Annotated in this window: 17 protein-coding genes; 10 read left to right on the forward strand and 7 right to left on the reverse strand. The window is 61.6% G+C overall.

Annotated elements, in window-relative coordinates; translation table 11 throughout:
- The first annotated feature begins 55 nt into the window (after positions 1-55).
- Positions 56-3,760 (forward strand): methionine synthase, encoded by a 3,705-nt coding sequence (gene metH / locus L1P05_RS01045; protein ID WP_041692477.1) that lies wholly within the window; start codon positions 56-58, stop codon positions 3,758-3,760.
- A gap of 47 nt (positions 3,761-3,807) precedes the next feature.
- Here metH and lysC read toward each other — a convergent pair whose 3' ends face one another.
- Positions 3,808-5,157, reverse strand: coding sequence for a lysine-sensitive aspartokinase 3 (lysC, locus tag L1P05_RS01050; RefSeq protein ID WP_012847079.1), 1,350 nt, complete (start codon positions 5,155-5,157; stop codon positions 3,808-3,810).
- An 823-nt stretch (positions 5,158-5,980) separates the two neighbouring features.
- Between lysC and pgi the strand changes: the two genes are divergently transcribed.
- Positions 5,981-7,630, forward strand: coding sequence for a glucose-6-phosphate isomerase (gene pgi / locus L1P05_RS01055; RefSeq protein WP_012847082.1), 1,650 nt, complete (start codon positions 5,981-5,983; stop codon positions 7,628-7,630).
- Positions 7,631-7,690: 60 nt separating this feature from the next.
- Here the strand turns inward: pgi and L1P05_RS01060 are convergent, their stop codons facing one another.
- A complete protein-coding gene (locus L1P05_RS01060) occupies positions 7,691-8,938 on the reverse strand; it encodes a dicarboxylate/amino acid:cation symporter (RefSeq protein WP_012847083.1) in 1,248 nt (415 codons plus the stop codon).
- Between the two features lie 233 nt (positions 8,939-9,171).
- On the opposite strand from L1P05_RS01060, the gene psiE reads away from it, so the two are divergent.
- Positions 9,172-9,579 carry a phosphate-starvation-inducible protein PsiE gene (psiE, locus tag L1P05_RS01065; protein ID WP_012847085.1) on the forward strand — a complete coding sequence of 136 codons (408 nt, stop codon included), beginning with the start codon at positions 9,172-9,174 and terminating at the stop codon, positions 9,577-9,579.
- A gap of 88 nt (positions 9,580-9,667) precedes the next feature.
- Here the strand turns inward: psiE and malG are convergent, their stop codons facing one another.
- The 3 genes from malG to malE all read right to left on the reverse strand — a co-directional run bounded on the left by malG (position 9,668) and on the right by malE (position 13,475).
- Positions 9,668-10,558 (reverse strand): maltose ABC transporter permease MalG, encoded by an 891-nt coding sequence (gene malG / locus L1P05_RS01070; RefSeq protein ID WP_012847086.1) that lies wholly within the window; start codon positions 10,556-10,558, stop codon positions 9,668-9,670.
- A gap of 14 nt (positions 10,559-10,572) precedes the next feature.
- Positions 10,573-12,144 (reverse strand): maltose ABC transporter permease MalF, encoded by a 1,572-nt coding sequence (gene malF / locus L1P05_RS01075; protein WP_012847087.1) that lies wholly within the window; start codon positions 12,142-12,144, stop codon positions 10,573-10,575.
- 137 nt (positions 12,145-12,281) lie between these two features.
- Positions 12,282-13,475 carry a maltose/maltodextrin ABC transporter substrate-binding protein MalE gene (gene malE, locus L1P05_RS01080; RefSeq protein ID WP_012847088.1) on the reverse strand — a complete coding sequence of 398 codons (1,194 nt, stop codon included), beginning with the start codon at positions 13,473-13,475 and terminating at the stop codon, positions 12,282-12,284.
- A gap of 483 nt (positions 13,476-13,958) precedes the next feature.
- Here malE and malK point away from each other — a divergent pair, with 483 nt between their 5' ends.
- From malK to L1P05_RS01110, 6 genes are all read left to right on the forward strand, one after another.
- Positions 13,959-15,068 (forward strand): maltose/maltodextrin ABC transporter ATP-binding protein MalK, encoded by a 1,110-nt coding sequence (gene malK / locus L1P05_RS01085; RefSeq protein WP_012847091.1) that lies wholly within the window; start codon positions 13,959-13,961, stop codon positions 15,066-15,068.
- Between the two features lie 64 nt (positions 15,069-15,132).
- Entirely contained in the window at positions 15,133-16,413 is a 1,281-nt protein-coding gene (locus tag L1P05_RS01090) for a maltoporin (protein WP_015460724.1), read from the forward strand.
- 99 nt (positions 16,414-16,512) lie between these two features.
- Entirely contained in the window at positions 16,513-17,415 is a 903-nt protein-coding gene (malM, locus tag L1P05_RS01095; protein WP_041692478.1) for a maltose operon protein MalM, read from the forward strand.
- Positions 17,416-17,680: 265 nt separating this feature from the next.
- On the forward strand, positions 17,681-18,184 hold the full coding sequence (ubiC, locus tag L1P05_RS01100) for a chorismate lyase (RefSeq protein WP_034168365.1): 504 nt from the start codon (positions 17,681-17,683) through the stop codon (positions 18,182-18,184).
- Positions 18,177-19,073, forward strand: a complete 897-nt coding sequence (gene ubiA / locus L1P05_RS01105) for a 4-hydroxybenzoate octaprenyltransferase (protein ID WP_172454885.1) — start codon at positions 18,177-18,179, stop codon at positions 19,071-19,073. Before ubiC ends, ubiA begins: the two co-directional genes overlap by 8 nt.
- Before the next feature lie 288 nt (positions 19,074-19,361).
- A complete protein-coding gene (locus tag L1P05_RS01110; RefSeq protein WP_012847096.1) occupies positions 19,362-21,038 on the forward strand; it encodes an OFA family MFS transporter in 1,677 nt (558 codons plus the stop codon).
- A 57-nt stretch (positions 21,039-21,095) separates the two neighbouring features.
- On the opposite strand, the gene plsB is transcribed toward L1P05_RS01110, so the two are convergent.
- Positions 21,096-23,552, reverse strand: coding sequence for a glycerol-3-phosphate 1-O-acyltransferase PlsB (plsB, locus tag L1P05_RS01115; RefSeq protein WP_012847097.1), 2,457 nt, complete (start codon positions 23,550-23,552; stop codon positions 21,096-21,098).
- A gap of 125 nt (positions 23,553-23,677) precedes the next feature.
- Here plsB and L1P05_RS01120 point away from each other — a divergent pair, with 125 nt between their 5' ends.
- Positions 23,678-24,040, forward strand: coding sequence for a diacylglycerol kinase (locus L1P05_RS01120; RefSeq protein ID WP_015460730.1), 363 nt, complete (start codon positions 23,678-23,680; stop codon positions 24,038-24,040).
- 122 nt (positions 24,041-24,162) lie between these two features.
- On the opposite strand, the gene L1P05_RS01125 is transcribed toward L1P05_RS01120, so the two are convergent.
- On the reverse strand, positions 24,163-25,620 hold the full coding sequence (locus L1P05_RS01125; RefSeq protein ID WP_012847099.1) for an anion permease: 1,458 nt from the start codon (positions 25,618-25,620) through the stop codon (positions 24,163-24,165).
- Between the last annotated feature and the right edge of the window lie 5 nt (positions 25,621-25,625).

Below are 25,625 nucleotides of genomic sequence, written 5' to 3' on the forward strand. Positions count from 1 at the left end.
CGGCGGTTTTGCGGGTAAAACCGTCAGCGGGCTTATCGGGCAGCGTGCTGCCGACATGACGGGACAAGGAGTGAGTGTGAATACGACGCTTGAACGGTTGCGCCGCCGGCTGGAGAAACGGATTTTGGTGTTGGATGGCGGCATGGGAACCATGATCCAGCGTTACGGGCTGAGCGAACAGGATTTCCGCGCCGAACGCTTTGCCGATTGGCCCTGCGATCTGAAGGGAAACAACGATCTGCTGGCGCTGACCCGCCCCGATATCATCAGCGCGATTCATTATGCCTACCTGGAGGCGGGCGCCGACATTCTGGAAACCAACACCTTTAACGCAACGCGCATCGCCATGGCGGACTACCGCATGGAGGCGCTGGCGCCGGAGATAAATTATCGGGCCGCCTGCCTTGCGCGGGCCTGTGCCGACGAGTGGACGGCGCGCACGCCGCACCAGCCGCGCTTCGTGGCGGGCGTGCTGGGGCCGACCAACCGTACGGCGTCGATCTCGCCGGAGGTCAACGATCCCGCCTGTCGCAATATTACCTTCGATCAGCTGGTGGCGGCCTATCGCGAGTCGGCGCGGGCGCTGATTGAGGGCGGCGTCGATCTGCTGATGATCGAAACCGTCTTTGATACTCTGAATGCCAAGGCGGCGGTTTATGCGCTGGAGTGCGAGTTTGCCGCGCTGGGCGTCACGCTGCCGGTGATGATCTCCGGCACCATTACCGATGCCTCCGGGCGTACCCTGTCGGGGCAGACGACCGAGGCGTTTTATAACGCCCTGCGCCACGCCCGTCCGCTCTCTTTCGGTCTGAACTGCGCTCTGGGCCCGGAGGATCTGCGCCAGTACGTGGCGGAGCTGTCCCGGGTCGCCGAGTGCCACGTCAGCGCCCACCCCAACGCCGGGCTGCCCAATGCCTTTGGCGAGTATGATCTCTCGCCGCAGGCGATGGCGCAGCAGATTGCCGAATGGGCCCGCGCGGGCTACCTGAATATCGTCGGCGGCTGCTGCGGTACCACGCCGGAGCACATTGCCGCCATCAGCCGGGCGGTGCAGGGCATCACACCGCGCGCCCTTCCCACGCTGCCGGTGGCCTGCCGTCTGTCCGGTCTGGAGCCGCTGACGATCGATGAAACGAGTCTGTTCGTCAACGTGGGCGAACGCACCAACGTGACCGGCTCTGCTAAATTTAAGCGACTGATTAAAGAGAATAAATATGATGAGGCGCTGGACGTGGCACGTCAGCAGGTGGCGAGCGGCGCGCAGATCATCGATATCAATATGGATGAGGGCATGCTGGATGCCGAGGCGGCGATGGTCCGCTTCCTCAACCTGATTGCCGGCGAGCCGGATATCGCCCGGGTGCCCCTGATGATCGACTCCTCCCGCTGGTCGGTGATCGAGGCGGGGCTGAAGTGCATCCAGGGGAAAGGCATCGTCAACTCGCTCTCTCTTAAAGAGGGAGAGGCGAACTTTCTGGAGCACGCCCGTCAGGTTCGCCGCTTTGGCGCCGCGCTGGTGGTGATGGCCTTCGATGAGCAGGGGCAGGCGGATACCCGAGAGCGTAAGGTGGCCATCTGCCGTCGCGCCTATCAGCTGCTGACCGAGCGCATCGGTTTCCCGCCTGAAGACATCATCTTTGACCCCAATATTTTTGCCGTGGCCACCGGCATTGAGGAGCACAGTAACTATGCCGTCGATTTTATCGCATCCTGCGCGGAGATTAAGGCGCAATTACCCCACGCCCTGATCTCCGGCGGGGTGTCGAACGTCTCTTTTTCCTTCCGCGGTAACGAGGCGGTGCGAGAGGCGATCCACGCGGTCTTTCTGTATCACGCGATTCGCCACGGCATGGACATGGGGATCGTTAACGCCGGACAGCTGGCTATCTATGACGACCTGCCGGACGATCTGCGTACGGCGGCCGAGGCGGTGATCCTGAACCAGAGCCCCGACGCCACCGATCGCCTGCTGGCGCTGGCGGAGCGCTACCGCGACACGCAGGGCAGCGCGCAGGCGGAGGCGCAGCAGGCCGAGTGGCGCAGCTGGCCGGTGGCCCAGCGCCTGGAGTATGCCTTGGTCAAGGGCATCGGCGAGTTCATTGCGCAGGATACCGAGGCGGCGCGTCTGGAGGCCGACAGGCCGATTGCGGTGATCGAAGGGCCGCTGATGGCGGGGATGAACCGGGTCGGCGATCTGTTTGGCGACGGTAAGATGTTTCTGCCGCAGGTGGTGAAGTCGGCGCGAGTGATGAAGCAGGCGGTGGCCTATCTGTCGCCGTTTATCGAGGCCAGCAAGCAGCGCGGCAGCAGCGCCGGTAAGGTGCTGCTGGCGACGGTGAAGGGCGACGTGCACGATATCGGCAAGAATATCGTCGGCGTAGTGCTGCAGTGCAATAACTATGAAATTATCGATCTGGGGGTGATGGTGCCCGCCGAGCGAATCCTGCGGGTGGCGCGCGAGGAGCGGGTCGATATCATCGGGCTGTCGGGGCTGATCACCCCCTCGCTGGATGAAATGGTCAACGTGGCCAGCGAAATGGAGCGGCAGGGGTTCACGCTGCCGCTGCTGATCGGTGGGGCGACGACCTCCAAGGCGCATACGGCGGTGAAGATTGCGCCCGCCTACGGCGGGCCGACGGTCTATGTGCAGAACGCGTCGCGCACCGTCGGCGTGGTGGCCGCCCTCCTGTCGGAGGCGCAGCGGGGTCCGTTTATCGACCGGACGCGCCGGGAGTATGAGGCGGCTCGTGCCCAGCATGGTCGCCAGACGCCGCGCACGCCGCCGGTGACGCTGGCGCAGGCGCGCGCCAATGGCGTCGTCACCGACTGGTCAGCCTGTCCGCCGCCGGTGCCGCTGCGCTTAGGGGTACAGACGGTGCAGCCGGGGATTGCGCGTCTGCGCGACTATATCGACTGGACGCCGTTTTTCCTCACCTGGTCATTGGCCGGGAAATACCCGCGGATCCTGCAGGATGAGGTGGTCGGCGAGGAGGCGCGGCGCCTGCTCGCGGATGCCAATGGGTTACTGGATAGGCTGGAGGCGTCCGGTAGTCTGACGCCGCGCGGGGTGTTCGGCCTGTTCGCGGCGAACCGGCGGGGGGACGATGTGCTGATTTACCGCGACGAGAGCCGCCGCGAGGTGCTGGCCGTCAGCCACCATCTGCGCCAGCAGAGCGATAAACGCGTGGGGCCCAACTACTGCCTGGCTGACTTTGTCGCCGCCGCGGATGAGGGGATCGCTGACTATATCGGCGCCTTTGCCGTGACCGGCGGGCTGGAGGAGGAGGCGCTGGCGCAGGCCTTTGATGCGCAGCACGATGACTACCATAAAATCATGGTGAAGGCGTTAGCGGATCGTCTGGCGGAGGCCTTTGCCGAATACCTGCATCAGCAGGTGCGCAAAGTGCACTGGGGCTATGCCGCCGATGAGGCGCTGGACAACGAGCAGTTGATCCGCGAAAACTATCGCGGCATTCGCCCGGCGCCGGGCTATCCGGCCTGTCCGGAGCACAGTGAAAAGGCCACGCTGTGGCGTCTTTTAGACGTCGAACGCCACACCGGCATGCGGCTGACGGAGTCTTACGCGATGTGGCCGGGCGCCTCGGTGTCCGGCTGGTACTTCAGCCACCCTCACAGCAAGTACTTTGCCGTCGCGCGCGTGCAGCGCGATCAGGTGGCGGACTATGCCGCGCGTAAAGGGATGACGCTGGCGGAGGCCGAGCGTTGGCTAGCGCCCAATCTGGGCTATGAGGTGGCGTAAGCTCTCGCGTATCCGGCCCAAGAGGGCCGGATGACCGCCCCGCCGGGCTATTCGAACAGCCGCGCGTGCAGGGTGCGCACCACCGCATCGGCGTCGTTGCCCGGCACCAGGAAGCACAGGTTATGGCTGCTGGCACCGTAGCAGATCATGCGGATATTGAACGGCTCCATCGCGCCGAATACCTGGCGACCCACGCCGCAGGCGCTGCTGAGCTGGTTACCGATCAGCGCCACCAGCGCCAAATCCTCTTCAACCTCTACCCGGCACTGGGCGGAAAGCTCGGTCAGCAGGGCGCTGGTCAGCAGGCTGGCGCCGCCGGTGCAAGAGCCGGTGGTATCCAGCGTTAGCGCGATACTGACCTCTGAGGTGGTGATCAGATCCACGGAGATGCGGTGGCGGGCCAGAATACCGAACACCTCGGCCAGAAAGCCGCGGGCGTGCAGCATATTCAGGCTGTGCAGCGTCAGCAGCGTTTGGCTGCGCCGCAGCGCCAGCGCGCGGAACAGCGGCGGCTGCGCACTTTTGTTGCATACCAGGGTGCCGCCGGCGCCGGGATCGCGGCTGGAGCCGACGAAAACCGGGATATCGCTGCGTACCGCCGGCAGCAGGGTGGCCGGGTGCAGCACCTTCGCGCCGAAGGTCGCCATTTCGGCCGCCTCGGAAAAGGCGATCTCATCGATGCGCCGGGCGGCGGGGACGATGCGCGGATCGGTGGTATAGATCCCCGGCACATCGGTCCAGATATCGACGCGCGCCGCGTCCAGCGCCTCGGCCAGCAGGGCGGCGGTGTAGTCGCTGCCGCCCCGTCCCAGGGTCGTGGTGCGACCTTTGCGTTCGCTGCCGATAAACCCCTGGGTAATGATCAGGTGCGTGGTCAGGCGCGGCGCCAGAGACTGCTGCGCCAGCGCCTGCAGCTGCTCCCGATCCGGCTCAGCTTTGCCAAAGCGGTCATCGGTGCGCATGATCCTGCGGATATCAAACCACTCCACGCTGACGCCGCGGACGCGCAGCAGCTCGCTGAACAGCAGCGTCGACATCAGTTCGCCGTGGCTGACCAGCTCATCGGTCAGCGCCGCAGAGGTGGCCAGCGCCGCGGCTTCGGCCAGCATGGCGATATTTTCCAGCATGCGTTCAATTTCACTGCGTACCACGACGCCGTCGGGGAGCGCCGCCAGGATCGCATCGTGAATTCGGCGAACCTCGCCTATCAGGCGCAGCCGTTCCGCGGCCTCTTGCCCCTCGGCCAGCGCGATGAGGTGGTTGGTGACGCCCGCGGCGGCGGAAAGCACCACCACGCGTACGGCGGGATTGGAGAGAATGATGTCAGCGCAGCGCAGCATGGCGTCGGCGTCGGCTACGCTGGTGCCGCCAAACTTTGCAATGATTGTCTGTTGCATATGATGCCTCGTGTCAGGGGCCGGTGTCCGTGTTGTCCGGCGGGTCAGTCCATTAGCCCGGCGCCGGGCGCGCTAAACGGTACGGGGCGGCGTATGCGCGCTCCGCAGGTACTCCACCTTACCGTTCCTTCCACCGAGGCAGGGGGACGAGGTGACAGCCCAAGGGGGTGCCCAGAAGGCCGCTGCGCGCTGGCCCGGCGATCCGGGGCCGCGTTGCTGAAGGGCGATGCCGGGGGCGGCGTGCCGCCACGATTTGCGCAGACGGGCCTGTACACGGGATGTACAGGGCATTTTTAGAAATAACGGCTTATGCCGGGTGTGTCAATGGCATTGGGATGAGTGATTTTCAATTTGACCCGCGCAGTATTACCGTTACTGATTATTGTTTTTATCGCATTGAAATATATGAAATAAAAATAATTACTTGGTAATTAGGTCGCGCGGGATCGCGGCGTATAGACATCGTATTCGCTAATGCTGCCGCCTAAAAAATCACCGCCGCCTCTTGGCGTTCCGACCGTTCACACCCGCGGACTCTCGCGGATGACGCCGTGATTTTCCGCGCGGGAAACAAAGGTTGCTGAATGGAGTCAGTATCAGGCAGTATCAGGGGTGAGAGTTTTAGTCGATCGCAATAAAAGGGATCGCAACACGGCGTGAAATGGATACAATTTAACGCACGTAGGAAAAGATGAACCGGTACCCTATGCCGTCATCCCTGTCGTTCCCGGGAGCGGCGATTATCCGGAATGTGCGGGGCGCGTTCAGCCGCTGAACGGCGCCTCGGAAACCACCGACCGTTACTCAAGCATAAGGCGTCGCTATGAAAAATATCAACCCGACCCGTACTGCTGCCTGGCAAGCGCTGCAGCAGCATTTCGAGCAGATGAAGTCCGTGCAGATGCGCGATCTGTTCGCCGCGGATGCCGACCGTTTCTCTAAGTTCTCTGCTACCTTCGACGATCAGATGCTGGTCGATTACTCCAAGAACCGGATTAACGCAGAGACCCTGGAAAAGCTGCAGGCGCTGGCCCGTGAAACCGATCTGCAGGGCGCTATCGCCGCCATGTTCGCCGGTGAAAAAATCAACCGTACCGAGGATCGCGCCGTGCTGCACATCGCACTGCGCAACCGTAGCAATACGCCGATCTACGTCGACGGTAAAGACGTGATGCCGGAGGTTAACGCCGTACTGGCTAAGATGAAGCAGTTCTGTGTGCGGGTGATCGACGGCGAGTGGCGGGGTTACACCGGTAAGACGATTACCGACGTGGTGAATATTGGTATCGGCGGCTCCGATCTCGGCCCTTACATGGTGACCGAGGCGCTGCGCCCTTACAAAAATCACCTGGCTATGCACTTTGTCTCCAACGTCGACGGCACGCACATCGCCGAGACGCTGCAGCGCCTGAACCCGGAGACGACCCTGTTCCTGGTGGCCTCGAAGACCTTCACCACCCAGGAGACCATGACCAATGCCCACAGCGCTCGCGACTGGTTCCTGCAGGCGGCCGGCGATGAGCGCCACGTAGCCAAGCATTTTGCCGCGCTCTCCACCAATGCGCAGGCGGTGGCGGCGTTCGGTATCGATACCGCCAACATGTTTGAGTTCTGGGACTGGGTCGGCGGCCGCTACAGCCTGTGGTCAGCCATCGGGCTCTCTATCGCTCTGAGCATCGGCTACGATAACTTTGAGCAGCTGCTGGCCGGCGCCCACGCCATGGACCGCCACTTTGCCAGCGCGCCGCTGCAGCAGAACCTACCGGTACTGCTGGCGCTGATCGGCATCTGGTATAACAACTTCTTCGGTGCCGAAACCGAAGCTATTCTGCCCTACGATCAGTATATGCACCGCTTCCCGGCCTATTTCCAGCAGGGTAATATGGAGTCGAACGGGAAATATGTCGATCGCAACGGTCAGGCCGTGGATTACCAGACCGGCCCCATCATCTGGGGCGAGCCGGGCACCAACGGCCAGCACGCGTTCTATCAGCTGATCCACCAGGGTACTAAGCTGATTCCCTGCGACTTTATCGCGCCGGCCATCAGCCATAACCCGCTGGGCGATCATCACAGCAAGCTGCTGTCCAACTTCTTTGCCCAGACCGAGGCGCTGGCGTTCGGTAAATCTCGTGAGGCGGTCGAAGAGGAGTTTGCCAAGGCGGGCAAGAGCGCGGCAGAGGTGCAGCATATCGTGCCGTTTAAGGTGTTTGAGGGGAACCGCCCGACCAACTCCATCCTGCTGCGTGAAATCACGCCGTACAGCTTGGGGATGCTGATTGCGCTGTATGAGCATAAGATCTTCACCCAGGGCGCCATTCTGAACATCTTCTCCTTCGATCAGTGGGGGGTTGAGCTGGGTAAACAGCTGGCTAACCGTATCCTGCCGGAGCTGGAGGATGCGCAGCCGGTACGCAGCCACGATAGTTCGACCAATGCCCTGATCAACCGTTTCAAGGCCTGGCGGGCATAACGACGCGCAGCCAAAGAAAAACCCGGACTTGTCCGGGTTTTTTTACGTCTGGTGCCGGCGTTACTCCGCCGTTTCCCATTGGCGCTGTAGCCACGCCTTACCCTCAACAAAGCGGGTGACCAGCATGGCGCAGACCGTATTGCCGGTGGAGTTCAGTAGGGTGGCCGGAATATCGATGATGGTGCTGATGATCATGATGGTGCCGACCAACTCCGGCGAAAAGCCGAACACGGCGCAGATCATCAGTTCGCCGGTCATGCCGCCGCTGGGAATAGCCCCCATGACGGCGCCGACCAGGAACGCCACGCTGATGATGGCCGCGATGCTCATCGGATCGCTCATGTCGCGGCCGAACAGCGTGAACAGAAAGACGATCTTGATGATGCCGCCGATAACCGAGCCGTCCTTATGGGTGTTGGCACCCAGCGGGATCACCGTCTCGGCGATATCCGCCGGTACGCCCATCTTCTTGCTGGCCACCAGATTGACCGGAATGCAGGCGGCGCTGGAAGCGGTGGCGATGGCGGTGATGGCCGGTGTAAATACGTTGCCCCAGAAGAGACGGACGGCGGGGCGCCCTCCGGCGATAAAGGCGTACAGCGTATTGGCACCGAAGAAGTAGATCACCGTCAGGACCACGTACAGCAAGAAGGCATTCAGATAGCCGTGGATGATTTGCGGCCCCAGCGCGCCGACCGTGGCGGCAAAGTAGCAGCCCAGTCCCAGCGGCGCCGCGTACATAATGATCTTGACCATCCTCAGGATCACCGTGGTTCCGGCGCTGAGAAACTGGGCGACGGGACGGCCCTGCTCACCGCTGAAGGCCGTGGCCAGGCCGAACAGGATAGAGAAGACGATCAGCGGCAGCAGGTTGGACTTGGTAAACAGCTGTAGAAAATCGGGTACGGTGAAGGTGGAGACGATCACCTCGCCCAGCCCTTTGCTCTGCTCCTGCGGCGCCGGAGGCAGGTGGGCTATCAGCGATTGGGTATCCACGTTGTGGAACGGATTAAACAGGTGGGTGGCGACAAAGCCGATCAGCGCGGCGAACAGGGCGGTGGCGATAAAGACCGAGAAGACCGTTCCCATGATTTTGCCCAGGCGCGACATCTGCCGCATGTCGGCGATAGAGGAGGCGATGCTGAGGAACACCAGCGGAACGATCACTACGAACATCAGGTTCAGGAACAGTTCGCCGATGGGTTGAACTAGGGTCGCCCGTTCGCCAAACAGGATGCCGGCCAGCCCGCCGAGGATAATGCCCAGTAGCAGGCAGAGGGTAAACGTATAGTGTCGGAGTATATGCATTGTGTGGGTATCCCAGTCGAGCCCTTTCTTGCCACCGCGCGGCGGCGGAGGGTGTGTTGATCCTGGCGGATTATGCTAATTATCTGCCCTTGTCGCCGCCGGCGCCAAATTTGTGTGACGCTCGCCGCGCCGCATGCGACGTCGGCGGTTTTTTGGCGCCGGGGGATAGACGGCAAAACGGCAATATTGTTAACTAGCTCACATTATAAAGCTATTACGCAAGGAGTTACTTTATGCCGGGAACCGAGCGCGCAAACCGTGTCGCCACGGTATTGCAGTGGATACTGAACATCGGCCTGATGGCGCTGGCGGCGATTCTGGTGATTTTTCTGGCGAAGGAGACGTTCACGCTGGCCGGGGTGCTGTTTGACGCCAACCAGAATGCGTCGACCTATATGCTGGTGGAAGGGATCGTGATCTATTTTCTGTATTTCGAGTTTATTGCATTGATTGTTAAATATTTTCAATCAGGCTATCACTTTCCGCTGCGCTACTTTATCTACATCGGCATCACGGCGATCATCCGGTTGATTATCGTCGATCACGAAAGCCCCAACGATACGCTGATCTACTCTTTCGCCATCCTGGTACTGGTGATCGCGCTGTACCTGGCTAACACCGATCGCCTGAAGCGCGAATAGACGCCGTAGGATACGGACATAAAAAGGGCGGCCCGTAGGCCGCCAGTTACGCACACAGGTTACTGCTTTTTTAAGGGTAACGCATAAACTAGCCTTTCACGCCGCCGGCGGTCAGACCGCCCACCAGCCAACGCTGCGCCAGCAGGAAGACGGCGGTTATCGGCATCGCCGACAGCACCGCCGCCGCGGCAAAATCCCCCCACAGGTAGTTCTGCGGATTGAGATACTGCTGCATGCCGACCGCCAGCGTATAGGTGTTGACGTCGCGCAGCAGCAGCGAGGCGACCGGCACCTCGGTGATGGCGGCGATAAAGGAGAGGATGAACACCACCGCCAGTATCGGTACGGAAAGCGGCAGCAGTACCAGTCGGAACGCCTGCCACGGCGTGGCGCCATCCAGCGCCGCCGCCTCCTCCAGCGAGCCGTCGATGGTTTCAAAGTAGCCCTTGATGGTCCAAACGTGCAGGGCGATACCGCCCATATAGGCGAAGATGACGCCCCCCAGGGTATTCAGGCCAAGGAACGGCACATACTGGCCGATCCGATCGAACAGGGCATACAGCGCGACCAGCGACAGTACCGCCGGGAACATCTGGAAAATCAGCATCCCTTTCAGCAGCGAGGATTTGCCGCGGAATCGCATGCGGGCGAAGGCATAGGCGCAGGTGGTGGAGAGCGTCAGGATACCCAGCGCGGTGGTGACAGCGACCTTGATCGAGTTCCACAGCCACAGCAGCACGGGAAACGGCGGCGGGGTCACGCGGCCGTCCGGCGCCGTCACGCTGATGCCCAGCGCCAGCTTCCAGTGCTCCCAGGAGATCTGGTCCGGGATCAGGCTACCGGTGGCAAAGTTGCCGGCGCGCAGCGAAATGGCGATCACCATCAGCAGGGGGAACATGATCAGCGCGATAAACAGAATCATCAGCAAATGGGTGAGCCATAGGCGATAGCGCAGGGATTGGGGTTGAACCATGGCCATAGTCAGGCGTCTCCTTAGTCAAAATTCATTTTGCTGGCTTTCAGATTGAGGATCGCCAGCGCCCCGACCAGCAGGAAGATCAGGGTCGCGATGGCGGCAGCCAGGCCAAAGTCTTGTCCGCCGCCGCCCTCGAAGGCGATGCGGTAGGTATAGCTGACCAGCAGGTCGGTATAGCCGGCCGGCGTCGAGGTTCCCAGCATATCCGGCCCCCCGTTGGTTAACAGCTGGATCAGCACAAAGTTATTAAAGTTGAAGGCGAAGCTGGCGATCATCAGCGGCGTCAGCGGCTTGATCAGCATCGGCAGCGTAATCCGGAAGAAGTTTTGCAGCGGCCCGGCGCCGTCCATGGCCGAGGCCTCATACAGATCCTCGGGGATCGCCTTCAGCAGCCCCATGCACAGGATCATCATGTAGGGATAGCCGAGCCAGGTGTTGACGATCAGGATCATGCACTTGGCGGTGAGCGGATCGCTGAACCAGGCCGGGCGAATGCCGAACAGCTGGCTGAGCATCATGTTGATCTCGCCGAAGCTCTGGTTGAACAGCCCCTTGAAGATCAGGATGGAGATAAACGCCGGCACCGCATAGGGCAAGATCAGCAGCACCCGATAGGCGGCGCGTCCGCGCAGCGCCTCCCACTGTACCACGCAGGCCAGCACCATCCCGACGGCCACGGTGAAGATGACGGTCAGCACCGAGAAGACGAGGGTCCAGATAAAGATGCTGATGAAGGGCTGGCGGATTCCTTCATCGTCGAGCACCCGCAGAAAGTTTTTCCAGCCGGTGGTCACGGTAAACCCCGGGCTCAGGCGCTCGCTGCGCCAGTTGCCGTCGGCGTTGACCGCCTGATAGAAGCCGCTTTGCATATTGGGGCGGTAGGCGATGCCGCTTTGGTTGTCCGTCAGGGTGCGGCCATCGTCGCCCAAGGTGTAGAGCGGGCGGCTGGCGGCAAACTGGCGCAGTGAGCTCATGCGCAGCGCGGCGCCGTCGGGCAGCAGGGCGACCAGGCTGTTCAGCGTCTGCCGGTGCTGGGTCACGGTGCGCAGCGTGGCAGCGCTGCCCTGTGGCGCGCCGTCTGCCGGCGCCATCGAAATCTGTAGGTCGGACTGGCTCAGCGTAAAGGGGCCGGAAAGGTAGCGTTGACCGTTCTGGGCATCGGTGAGCTGCAGGCGCCACTGGTCGCCGTCTGGATACAGGCTGAACGCGTAGGTCTGGCCGCTGGTGAACATGCGCTGCAGCAGGACCGACTGGGCGCGCTCCTGGCTGAGCTGGTTGGTGCTGCTGTAGTTGGTAAAGGCGATGGCGATGGTGCAGATCAGCGGAAACAGGACGAACAGCCCCATGCCGGCCAGCCCCGGATAGACATAGCGCCAAGCGTAGGCGCGCCGATTGGCGAAGATATACAGTCCGCCCCCCAGCAGGATCAGGGTTAGCATCGCGAATAGGTATTCGCCTTGGGCATACATGACGATAGTCAGATAGCCGGTCAGCAGCGTCAGCAGGCCGACCGCCAGCCATTTTAGCCCGGTGCGCGGGCAGAGCCGACGCGGCTCGCTGGCCGGATATTCAGTTTGAGATAGTGACATGGACACGCCCTCGTTTTACTTGCCACACCGGTGACGGCGCGCCGTTCGGGCGCGGTTGGCATCAGGTTAATACGGTGATGAGCCCGCCGCGTCCGTCTGCGGGGGAACAGACGGGCAGGCGGCGGGTCAGCCGGAGATTATTTTTTGAGGATCCGCTCCTTGGCGCTTTCCAACGCCTGCGTCACGCTCTGACGGCCGTTGATCGCGTTGATGATCGCGGCGCGCTCGGCGTACCAGAAGGCGCTCATCTGCGGGATATTCGGCATGATCTCACCGTTTTGCGAGTTCTGCATGGTGGCGGCGATGCGCGGATCCTTCTCCAGGATCTCCTGATACGACTTCAGCGCCACGGCGCCCAGCGGCTTGTCTTGGTTGACCATCGCCAGGCCGCTGTCGGTCAGCAGGTAGTTCTCAATGAACTCGGTCGCCAGCTCTTTGTTCGGGCTGGCCGCGTTGATCCCCGCGCTCAGCACGCCGACGAAGGGCTTGGAAGGATGTCCCTTGAAGGTCGGCAGCAGGGTGATACCGTAGTTGATGCCGCTCTTGTCGATATTGGACCAGGCCCAGGGGCCGTTGATGGTCATGGCGGTCTGCCCTTTGTTAAAGGCCGCCTCGGCGATGGAGTAGTCGGTATCGGCGTTGATATGCTTGTTTTTCACCATATCGACCAGGAACTGCAGACCGGCGCGCGATCCGGCGTTGTCGACGCCGACGTTATTGGTCTCGTAGCGGCCGTTGGCATACTTGAAAGCGTAGCCACCGTCGGCGGCGATCAGCGGCCAGGTGAAGTAGGGCTCCTGCAGGTTCCACATGATGGCGCTCTTGCCCTGGGCGCGCAGCTTGCTGTCCAGTGCCGGGATTTCTTCCCAGCTCTTGGGCGGGTTGGGCAGCAGATCTTTGTTATAAATCAGCGACAGCGCCTCGACGGCGATGGGGTAGGCGATCAGCTTGCCGTTGTAGCGCACGGCGTCCCAGGTAAAGGGGTAGAGCTTCTCCTGAAACGCTTTGGACGGATGGATTTCGGCCAGCAGGCCGGACTGGGCATAGCCGCCAAAGCGGTCATGGGCCCAGAAGATAATGTCTGGTCCGTCACCGGTGGCCGCAACCTGGGGGAATTTCTCCTCCAGCTTGTCCGGGTGCTCTACGGTGACCTTGATACCGGTCTCCTGCTCGAACTTCTTGCCCACGTCCGCCAGACCGTTATACCCCTTGTCACCGTTGATCCAGATGACCAGTTTACCCTCTTCGATCTTGGCCAGCGCCGGCGCAGAGATGACCAGTGCGGCCAGTGCGCTAAGAGCGATGGTTTTTATAGCGGATGTCTTTGTCATAGTGCAGTCCTTGTAGTCCTGTCGGGGGAGTTTACGAACGCGGGTCGGGGGTCGATGGCCGCGTATCGTACGCTGCGTTCATGGGGCTATCGCCGTGTTCCGGCCGGTCGCCGGGGGCAGGAGCGCCGATGTTGTGTCATAGTCCGCGAGAGCCGCCCGATTCTCATCCTCCCCCGCTCTACGCCCTGTGGGGCTTTCTTGTGATCTGCTTAACACAACTTGGCAATATGTGGTGAATGGCACGAAATCTCTGGGTCGATTTTGCAGCCACGATCACGATTCTTCCACCGCCGCGGCGTCCTTCGCCCCGATCCGGCGCGCGCTATCCTCCCGCCTCCTCCGCCAGCAAAAAAGCGCCGATGGATGATCCGCGGGTGCGGGTTTTTCGCGCACTATCATGTCCATTCATTGAGGCGCAGCGCCCTTTCCCCCGCCGTCTGCGGCGCGCTGCGGCCATCCCATGACAACGGACAGGAGCGGCGCATGGCGAACGTATCACTGCGTAATGTGTATAAGGCGTACGGTGAGGCCGTGATCTCCCGGGATATTAACCTGGACATTGAGGATGGCGAGTTTGTGGTGTTCGTTGGCCCCTCGGGCTGCGGTAAATCGACGCTGCTGCGCATGATCGCCGGCCTGGAGGACATTACCTCCGGCGAGCTGCAGATCGCCGGGGTGCGGATGAACGATGTGCCACCGGCGAAGCGCGGCATCGGCATGGTGTTTCAGTCCTACGCCCTGTATCCGCACCTGTCGGTCGCGGACAACATGTCGTTTGGCCTCAAGCTGGCCGGCGTCAACAAGGCGGAGATCCAGCGGCGGGTGAATCAGGTCGCGGAGATCCTGCAGCTGGCGCATCTGCTGGATAGGCGCCCCAAGGCGCTCTCCGGCGGCCAGCGTCAGCGGGTGGCCATTGGCCGTACCCTGGTGGCGGAGCCGGATGTCTTCCTGCTGGATGAGCCGCTCTCTAACCTGGATGCCGCGCTGCGGGTGCAGATGCGCATCGAGATCTCCCGCCTGCATAAGCGCCTGCAGCGCACCATGATTTATGTCACCCACGATCAGGTTGAGGCGATGACCCTGGCAGACAAGATTGTGGTGCTGGACGCCGGGCGCATTGCTCAGGTTGGTAAGCCGCTGGCGCTGTATCACTATCCCGCCGATCGGTTTGTCGCCGGTTTTATCGGCTCCCCCAAAATGAACTTCCTGCCGGTCAAAGTGAGCGAGGCGCAGCCGCAGCGCGTACGGGTTGAGCTCCCCAACGGCCAGCATATCTGGCTGCCGGTGGCGGGAGAGGGACTGCGTCCCGGCAGCAACCTGTCGCTGGGGATCCGCCCCGAACATCTGGTGCCCAGCGCCGCGGCCGATGTGACGCTGTCGGGCGAGGTTCAGGTTGTCGAACAGCTGGGTAACGAAACCCAGATCCATATCCAAATCCCGGCCCTGCGTCAAAACCTGGTGTACCGCCAGAACGACGTGGTGTTGGTCGATGAAGGCGCCACGCTGGCCATCGGCCTGCCTGCGGAACGTTGCCACCTGTTTCGAGAGGACGGCAGCGCCTGTCAGCGGTTGTATCAGGAGCCGGGAGTGTAGCTCCTACCCTGTGACAACGCATTGAAAAGCAATAATAACGCCGTTAGGCACCCCTAACAGGAGATTGATGATGAATATGCGCAAACTTCCGCTGGCGCTGGCCGTTGCCAGCGTCGTGCTGTCGGCTCAGGCCATGGCGGTCGACTTTCACGGCTACGCCCGTTCCGGCATCGGCTGGAGCTCAAAGGGCGGCGATCAGAAGTGTTTTCAGGCTGATGGCGCCGGTTCCAAATACCGTCTTGGCAACGAGTGTGATACCTACGCCGAACTGAAGCTGGGCCAAGAGCTGTGGAAGAGCGGCGATCAGAGCTTCTACCTGGATACCAACGTGGCCTACGGTATCGATCAGGCCAACGACTGGGAGTCCACCTCTCCGGCGTTTCGTGAGATCAACGTGCAGGGCAAGAACGTGATTACCTGGCTGCCCGGCTCGACCCTGTGGGCCGGTAAGCGTTACTACCAGCGTCATGACGTTCATATGATCGACTTCTACTACTGGGATATCTCCGGTCCGGGCGCCGGTCTGGAAAATATCGACCTCGGCTTCGGTAAGCTCTCTCTGGCGGTGACCCGTAACACCGAATCCGGCGGCTCTTACTCCTACTTTGTGAATCAGAGCAACGAGAAATATATCCGCAATACGGCTAACGATGTGTATGACATCCGCCTGGCCGGGCTGCAGACCAACCCGGGCGGCTCGCTGGAGCTGGGTTTCGACTATGGCCGCGCCAATCTGGACGACGGTTATCACCTGGCACCGGGCGCGACCAAAGATGGCTACATGTTCACCGCCGAGCATACCCAGTCGCTGTGGGGCGGCTTTAACAAGTTTGTCGTGCAGTATGCGACCGACGCGATGAGCAACACCAACAATGCGGGCCACTCCAGCGGCTCTAGCGTTAACAACGACGGTCACCTGATCCGCGTACTCGACCACGGTGCGATGGATTTCAACGATAAGTGGGGCCTGATGTATGTCGCGATGTATCAGGATGTCGATCACGATGTTCAGAACGGTTCGACCTGGTATACCGCCGGCGTGCGTCCGATGTACAAGTGGACGCCGACGATGAGCACCCTGTTTGAAGCGGGCTATGACAATGTGAAATCGCAGAAAACCGGCGCGCGCAACGAGCTGTACAAGCTGACGCTGGCGCAGCAGTGGCAGGCGGGCGACAGCGTGTGGTCGCGCCCCGCTATCCGTATCTTCGCCACCTATGCGAACGGTAAGAACAACTGGAATACCGATAAAGACGGTATCCAGGTCAATACTCAGCCGGGCGATATTCGCGCTGAGGGGGTTCCAGGGTGGTCGTTCGGCGCCCAGATGGAAGCCTGGTGGTAAGGGCCTGAGGCGGTGCCTGCACCGCCCGGATTGCACGCCGGCGTCCCTTGCCTGACGCCGGCTGTGCCGTATGAAAGAAGGATAATAAGGATAATAATGATGAAAACCGCCTTAAACCGTCTCTCCCGCGGTGTACTGCTGGCCTGTGCACTCTGCAGCGCGCCGCAGGCGTTCGCCGATACGCTGCTTCCAACGGATGTGGCCGCCGCGCCAGAACTGAGCCATACCGCTCTGCAGGCGCTACGCTGGCAGCCGCTGACGCCGCCGGTGGATACCACTATCACCCTGGGCCCCGACAGCCAGACGCTGGCGCAGGGGGATATTCAGGGCGCCGTCGCCGCGCTGGCTCTGCCGGCGAATCGGGGCTCGCTCGAGATAACCTTAAGCAGCCGACTGCACAATAAACGGCTGTATGTTCCCAATGTGCTGGTGCTCGATCAGCATCTGCGCCCGGCGGCCTACTACCCCGGCAGCTACTTTACCTACCGCCAGCCCGGCGTGATGAGCGGCGATCGGCTAGAGGGAACGCTGAAGCTGACGCCGGTGCTGGGTCAGCAGCAGATTTATCTGCTGATTTATACGACCCGTCAGGATCTGGCCACGACGACCCGCATGGTTAACCCCGCCAAGGCCTATGCCGCCGGCGTCGGTAACGCGGTGCCGGATATCCCCGATCCGCAGGCGGCGCACGCGTCACAGGGGGGGCTGAGCATTCAGGCCAGGGTTGAACGGCAAAGCGGCAATGTGATGATCGGCGGGCTGTTGCCGGGTGGCGATACGCCGGCCGACGTGGCGGTCGGCAGTCCGGCGAGTGCGGCCGCCGTCGCCGCCCCTGCGACGCCGATGCTGGATGACACCGCTGCCTATTTCGATCGCAGCATCCGCAGCGCGGTACGCCAAGGCGATATCGATAAAGCGCTGCGCCTGATGAATGAGGCGCAGCGACTGGGGTCGACGACGGCCCGGGAAACCTTTATCCGCAGCGTAAAAGGCAAGGGTTAAGCGGCGGGGCGCAAAGGCGCCCCGCCGTACTGCGTTACGGATGTGGCTTGATGACTGGTGCGCAGCGGCGCACCTTTTTTTTATTTATTCCCGCCCGCGCAGGCGTTTGCGCGCTTGTTGTGGTTTCCACTTTCTTTTGTTAGCCAAATGCTCATGGATTGCTGCGAGAGTGCCCCAGACGGTGAATCTGCGGTACACTGAAACGTAATAAGGCGCGCCGCGGATAGCGCAGCGACGCAGGAATTGAGACGATGGGGTGTATGGCATGGCAGAACATTCTGCTGCGCTGGCGAATATCGACTGGCAGCCGTTGGCTGACGCGGCGGCGCCGGCGGACTACGGCAGCTGGCTGGCGGAGCAGGGATCGATGACCCGCCGCCTGGAGCAGCGGTGCGACAGGCTACAGGTGACGGTGCTGCGCGAAGGGCCGGTGGACGCTACGCAGCTGAGCGACGATGAGCGCGGGCAGCTGTCGCCCTGTGCGCAGTATTGGCTGCGAGAGGTGATCCTGCTCGGCGATGGTATCCCTTGGCTGTTTGGCCGAACCCTGACGCCTTCCAGCACGCTGCAGGGCGAAGGCGAGGCGCTGCGGCGGCTGGGGAATACCCCGCTGGGGCGCTATCTGTTCAGCGGGGTCGCCCTGGAGCGCGAGTCGCTGCGGGTTGGCTGTCTGGGCCCGCTCTGGGCCCGTCGCAGCCGACTGCGCGTCGCCGGTCAGCCGCTGTTGCTGACGGAGCTGTTCTTGGCCGATGCCCCTATCTATGGATAACGCACGTAAGCGGAGAGAGCAAGGCGTGGAGGGATGTGTGACCCAAAGCAAGTGGCTGGCGTATTGCCGCCTGATGCGGATCGACAAGCCCATCGGTTCGCTGCTGTTGCTGTGGCCGACCTATTGGGCGCTGTGGCTGGCAGGCGGCGCGGCGCCGGGGGGAAAGCTGCTGCTGGTTTTCACCTGCGGGGTGTTTTTTATGCGCGCCGCAGGCTGCGTGATTAATGATTTTGCCGATCGTCACTTCGACGGTCATGTCAAACGTACCTGTCAGCGCCCGTTACCCTGCGGTGCGCTGTCCGAGCGCGAGGCCAAAACGCTGTTCGTGCTGCTGGTGGCGCTCTCTTTTGCCCTGGTGCTGACGCTGAATGCGATGACGATCTGGCTGTCGGTGGCGGCGCTGACGCTGGCCTGGCTCTACCCCTTTATGAAGCGGTTCTCCCATTTGCCGCAGGTGATCCTGGGCATGGCCTTCGGCTGGTCGATACCGATGGCCTATGCGGCCGTCGGCGAGAGTCTGCCGCTCAGCTGCTGGCTGCTGTTTGTGGCCAATATCTGTTGGACGGTCGCCTATGATACCCAGTACGCCATGGTGGATCGCGACGACGATCTGCGGATCGGCATCAAGTCGACGGCGATCCTGTTTGGCCGTTACGATCGTCTGATGATCGGCCTACTGCAGTTCGCTACGCTGCTGCTGCTGCTGTGGGTCGGCGATCTGAATCAGCTACAGGGCGCCTACTACTGGGGCGTACTGCTGGCCGCGGCGCTGTTCGTTTACCAGCAGCGGCTGATTGCCCGGCGGGCGCGCACCTCCTGTTTTCGGGCGTTTATGAACAATAACTACGTCGGGCTGATCCTGTTTCTGGGGATCCTGCTGGCGCTGTAAACGAGATGGCGGGCATGATGCCCGCCATTTTTCTCATAATCGCCACGCAATTATCATTTTTCCATCCATTTTGACCCACATTGATAGTCTCATCCTCGTCGAGTAGCGCGAAAGTCGAACGCTAAAATGAAACTGTAATTTAACATTTCACCTTTCTTTGTTACCTGTCACAAAGCCAGGATGAATTTTGTCGTCGCACAAATTTTGACCAGTCATGGTACGCCTTCTGCTATGTCAGGATGCGCCGCTCACCATAGCGGCAACGCATTCAGGATCAGGAGAAGCATAATGAGTGTCGATAATTCAGTGCCGACGCCGCGGGACGGTGAGCGGAGGGCGGCTGACGTCCGTCCCGGTTTTTTCAGTAAGGCGCGTATCATTGCCCGCCCGGGGTTTAACCGTTGGCTGGTTCCGCCGGCGGCGCTGGCGATCCACCTGTGCATTGGCATGGCCTATGGCTTTTCCGTCTTCTGGCTGCCGCTGTCGCAGGCGCTGGGGGACGGCGCGGCGCGCGCCTGTCCGGCGCCGATGTCCGCCTGGCAAGAGCTCTTTACCACCCAGTGCGACTGGCGCATCTCCATGCTGGGCTGGACCTATACTCTCTTCTTTATCTTTCTGGGCTGCTCGGCGGCGCTGTGGGGAAGCTGGCTAGAGAAGGCGGGGCCGCGTAAGGTCGGGGTCGTCGCGGCCTGCTGCTGGTGCGGTGGCCTGATGTTTTCCGCGCTGGGGGTCTACCTGCATCAGCTGTGGATGCTGTGGCTGGGGTCTGGGGTTATCGGTGGTATTGGCCTGGGGCTCGGCTATATTTCACCGGTATCGACGCTGATCCGCTGGTTTCCCGATCGGCGCGGCATGGCGACGGGGCTGGCGATAATGGGCTTTGGCGGCGGCGCGATGGTGGGGGCGCCCCTGGCGAACAGCCTGATGCATTTCTACGCCGCAGCCGGGGGCGTCGGCGTATGGCAGACCTTTCTGACGCTGGCGCTGATCTACTGGGTGTTCATGCTGTCCGGCGCGTTGGCCTATCGCATTCCACCCATCGGCTGGCGTCCTCAGGGGATGGCGGCAGCGACGGCGACGCCCGCGGCGCGGGGCTTCACGCACGTGGAGGTGCACGTCAGCGTGGCCTGCCGTACGCCGCAGTTTTGGCTGGTGTGGGCGGTGCTGTGTCTCAACGTCTCCGCGGGTATCGGCATTATCGGCATGGCCTCCCCGCTGCTGCAGGAGGTCTTTGCCGGGCGACTGCTGGGGGGCTCGCAGACCTTTGCCGAGCTGTCCAGCGCCCAGCTGGCGCAGATCGCCGCCATCGCCGCCGGGTTCACTGGCCTGCTGAGCCTGTTCAATATCGGCGGGCGTTTTTTCTGGGCCTCGCTGTCCGATCGCATCGGGCGTAAGAGGACGTTTTTTCTCTTTTTTACCCTCGGCGTGGCGCTGTATAGCCTGCTGCCGACGCTGGGTGCGCTGGGTAGCGTAACGCTGTTTGTTCTGGCGTTTTGCCTGATCGTGTCGATGTACGGCGGTGGCTTTGCGACGGTGCCGGCCTATCTGGCGGATCTCTTCGGTACCCAGATGGTGGGGGCGATCCATGGTCGCCTGCTGACCGCCTGGTCGGCGGCGGGGATCCTGGGGCCGGTGCTGGTCAACTATCTGCGTGAGTATCAGCTCAGCCGCGGCGTCGCCCGCGCGCAGGCCTATTCCGAGACGCTGTACATCCTGGCGGGTCTACTGCTGGTCGGCCTGGTGTGTAATCTGCTGATCCGCCCGGTCGATCGACGCCATTCGATGAGCGAGGCTCAGCTGGCGCAGGCGCGCTCTCTGTATAAGGTGAACCCGAATGCCCAGCTAAGCTGGGCGGCGGACGCCGGCAGCCGGCCGTGGGTCGCGCTCTCCTGGCTGGCCGTGGGGCTGCCGCTGCTGTGGGGATGCTGGATTACGCTGCTGCAGGCCGGACAGCTGTTTGGGTAGGCGAAGATAAAAACGCCCGGCGCAGGCCGGGCGTTGTCGAGGGGATCGTCGCGTGCGTTACGCCGCGCCGTCGCTCGCGCCGCTGGCATCCTCCAGCGCAGCGATGCTGACGCTTTCGATGGTCAGGCGGATCTCCGGGGTCAGCAGATCGGCAAGCAGGTTATAGATCTCCAGCGTCTGCTCGCGCACCGCATCGCCGACGTCGTTGATATAGCCCTCCGCGCGCAGCGTCGTCACCAGGGTGGCGAAGACCGCCTTGTCGAAGAACTCCGGCGCATTGATACCGTGCAGCACCGACAGACGCTGGGCCAGGATCCGACTCTCTTTCTCCAGGGCACCGCGGCTGATGCTGGGGTTGGCGCTCAGCAGCGAGAACGTGATGGCATAGCGCTGCAGGGTTTCACGCACCCCGGCGGCCAGCAGCTGCAGGGCGCGGATACGCGGCGGGTTAATGCTCAGGGTGTCATCCTGCAGGCTGATCAGCTGCTGGCGACACAGTTCATCGATGACCGGGCTCAGCACCTGCGGCAGCGTTTCCGGCGCGTAGTGCATGAACAGCTCCTGCTTCAGCATCGGGTAGATCACCGCCGCCTGGCGCAGCAGCTCGCCGCGTGAGATTTGGCGATGGTGGATAACCATGCTGGCAACCAGCGATGGCAGCACCAGCATATGCTGAATGTTATTGCGGTAGTAGGTCATCAGCACCGCCTGCTCGCGCGGCAGAATGATCAGATCGCCGATGTTATCCTTTTCAACCTCAAACTTGTTCATCTGCAGGGCGTGGTCCAACAGCTCCTGCGGCGTGCGCTGCGGCAGCGTCGCATCCGGTGCGTAGGGCACGTTTCGCAGCAGCTGCAGATAGCACTCCAGCTGCTCCAGCAGCTGCTCGCGAGTCAGCGCGCGCTGACGCGAGGCCAGCAGCGCCGTGGCGCACAGGTTCATGGCGTTAGCGGCGGCGGCCTTATTGATGTTGACCATCACTTCGCCGGCGATGCTGTTGACGCTGGGCGTGAGCCAGTGCGGGCGCTGGGCCTCGATAGGATCGATAGCCTCACGCCACTCCGGTACGTGCTGGTTGAGCCAGACGTTCAGGGAGATTGGCTCGCCAAAGTTGACGTAGCCCTGACCCAGATTGCGCAGCTTACGCAGCCCGCGCACCATCTGCGGCAGGCTCTCTTTCTCTTTCGTCGCCCCGCGCAGCTCTTTGGCGTAGGTGGCGACCTCCATCACGTGCTCGTAGCCGATATAGACCGGTACCAGAGTGATCGGACGCTTACCGCCGCGCAGCATGGCCTGCAGCGTCATGGCCAGGGTGCCGGTTTTCGGCTCCAGCAGGCGGCCGGTACGTGAGCGCCCACCCTCCATAAAGTATTCGACGGAGTAGCCGCGGCTGAACAGCTCGCCGAGGTATTCGCGGAACACCGTGGAGTAGAGCTTATTGCCCTTAAAGGTCCGGCGGATGAAGAAGGCGCCCAGCCGACGGAAGATCGGCCCGGCCGGCCAAAAGTTCAGGTTGATGCCGGCGGCGATATGCGGCGGCACCAGCCCCTGGTGGTAGAGCACATAGGAGAGCAGCAGATAGTCCATGTGGCTGCGGTGGCAGGGAACATAGACTATCTCGTGACCGTCCTGGGCCAGTTGGCGCACGCGCTCGGCGTTATGGACGTTAATCCCTTGGTACAGGCGGTTCCAGGTCCAACTGAGTACGCGGTCGGAGAGACGCACCGCCTCATAGGTAAAGTCAGCCGCAATCTCTTCCATCAGCGCGACCGCATTCTGCTGGGCCTTCTCGCGGGAGATTTTCTTGCTGCGGGCTTCGTCTTCAACGGCCTTTTCAATGGCCTTGGAGCCGAGCAGCTTATTGAACAGCGCCTGTCTGTCCGGCAGGCGCGGGCCGACGGCGGCCAAGCGCAGGCGAGAGAAGTGCATACGCGCCACGCGCGCCAGCTTCTGGGCGATGGTTTTGTCGGTGCCGTGCTCATCGGCCATGTAGCGCAGTGAGACGGTATTGGAGAAGCGCACAAAGCTGTCGCGTCCCAGCCACAGCACGGCGAAGAATTTCTGAATACCGTTGAGCAGGCGCAGCTGCGGGGCGCCCTTGTGGTCCTCGCGGCCCGGCGCGCGGCCAAACATCACGGAGACCGGTATCATCTGAATATCCAGCGCCGGGTTACCGCGGTGCAGATCCAGATAGTCGAGGAACAGTTTGACCGACGCCTGCTTGGGCGCGTAGTAGCGGAAGACCCGCGGGCCATCGTCTATAAAAACATAGCGCGGCAGGATGACGCCGTCGATTTCATTGTCATCCAGCGGGTCGGGCAGATCCAGCGCCAGACAGCGATCGCGTAGGGTCAGTAAGTCCGCCTTAGAGTTGTAGGGCAGAACATAGAAGACCGGCCGGGTGGTGTCCAAACGCAGTTCGGCCACCGGATCGGTGGGGATAACTTTACTTTTTACAAGTAATTTAAGCGGTAAATTCAACAGCTTATAATATATTTTACGCCATCCAGACATAAAAGTATCAGCCTCTTGTTAGCAATGCGCGGCAAGAATACCAGAAAGCGGCCCTGAGATCTGTGGTGCCGGGATCTCGGGAAGCAGCTAAAATGCCCGCCAATGCTCATCGTTATGGATTATCTATGAATAGTACTACAGGTTTGACTCGAATCATTAAAGCGGCCGGTTACTCGATCAAAGGACTGCAGGCGGCATGGCGCCATGAGGCGGCGTTCCGTCAGGAGAGTCTGCTGCTGGCTGCCGCGGTGGCGCTGGCCTGCTGGCTTGACGTCACGGCGGTCGAGCGCATTTTGCTGATCGGCAGCGTGACGCTGGTGGTGATCCTGGAAATCCTCAACAGCGCCATAGAGGCGGTGGTGGATCGGATTGGCAGCGAGCGCCATGAGCTGTCCGGCCGCGCCAAAGATATGGGATCGGCGGCGGTATTCGTGGCGCTGTGGCTGGCGCTGTTTGTTTGGGTCAGCATTCTGTGGACGCATTGGTAACCGAGGTGTCGTTTAGAGGGGGGCCCATGGATTTATGCTCAGTTGCCCGCGTCGGAAAATATAACCCCCCGCGCTGATGCGCAGGGGGTTATGACATAACACAATGGGCGTTAGGCGAGTGGTTAGTTCCACATGGCCATGATAGGCCAACCGATGCCCAGCAGCGCGGCGATATAGATAACCCCAAAGATGGCGCCAAGTCGCCAGTAATCCTGAGATTTCACATAGCCACAGCCGTAGATGATGATCCCCGGGCCGGTGGCGTAAGGGGTCAGACAGCCCATCAGGCCGATAGAGAGCACCAGCAGCAGACACAGTTGGTCCATCGGAACCCCCGGAATGCTTTGGGCGACGGCCAGGATCACCGGCAGCATGGTGGCGGTGTGGGCGGTCAGGCTGGCGAACAGGTAGTGGGCGAAGTAGAACACCAGCACCAGGGCGATGACCGTCGCGGTCGGTGAGAAACCGGCCAGATGGGTGCTCATGGTTTTGGCGAACCATTCGATAAAGCCGGAGCGGGTCAGCCCGTTGGCCATCACCACCAGGGTAGACAGGTTGACCAGGGTATTCCAGGCGCCGCTGTACTTGGTGACATCCTTCCACGGCACCACGTGCAGCGCCAGCATCAGGGCAACCGCCAGCAGGGCGACGGCGGTGGCGTTGATGAAATCATCACCAAAGACCCACAGCGCCAGGCTCAGCAGCACCAGGCAGATCAGGGTGATTTCACGGCGGGTCAGGGCGCCCATCTCTTTCAGCGCGCTACCGGCCCAGGTGGCGACCTGCTCGCTGTGGGTCACGGTCGGCTTGTACAGCACGTAGGAGAGCCACGGGGCGACGATCAGCAGCAGCAGCCCCACCGGCAGGAAGCCGAGGAACCACTGCATCCAGGAGATCTGGATACCGGCGATTTTACTGACAAACTCCAGGCCCAGTACGTTCGGCGCGGCGCCGGTGACGAACATGGAGGAGCTGATGCTGGTACTGATCACCATCATCCACATCAGATAGCTACCGATGCGGCGTGAAGAGGGATCGTTGGGATGGGAGTCGAACAGCGGCGGCAGGTTTTTGATCACCGGAAAGACGGTGCCGCCGGTACGCGCGGTGTTAGACGGTGTAAAGGGCGCCAGCAGAATATCAATGATGACGATGGCGTAGCCGAGAGTGAGCGTTCGCTTACCCATGAACTTGACCAGCAGCAGGGCGATACGCCGACCCAGTCCGCTGACCTCATAGCCCAGGGCAAAGATAAAGGCGCCGAACACCAACCACACGGTGGTGCTGGAGAAGCCGGCCAGGCCCCACTTCAGCGCCTGTTTACTGGCGTTGAAGGCGGGATCGGCCAGCTCTTTGGCGTCAAACAGCAGGAACTGGTTACCGATAACGACGATGGTCACGGCGATAAAGCTGATGGCGGTGGCCGGGATGGGCTCAAGGATCATCCCGACGATCATGGCGACAAACACGGCAAAATAGTGCCAGGCCTGCGGCGGCATGCCATCGGGGACTGGGATCATAAACATAATCCCCATCACCACGAGGGGCGCGAGTAGTTTCCCTATTTTCTCTTTGGACATAACTG

It is taken from the genome of Edwardsiella piscicida, from assembly GCF_021733145.1.
In the GTDB taxonomy this organism is placed as follows: Bacteria; Pseudomonadota; Gammaproteobacteria; order Enterobacterales; family Enterobacteriaceae; genus Edwardsiella; species Edwardsiella piscicida.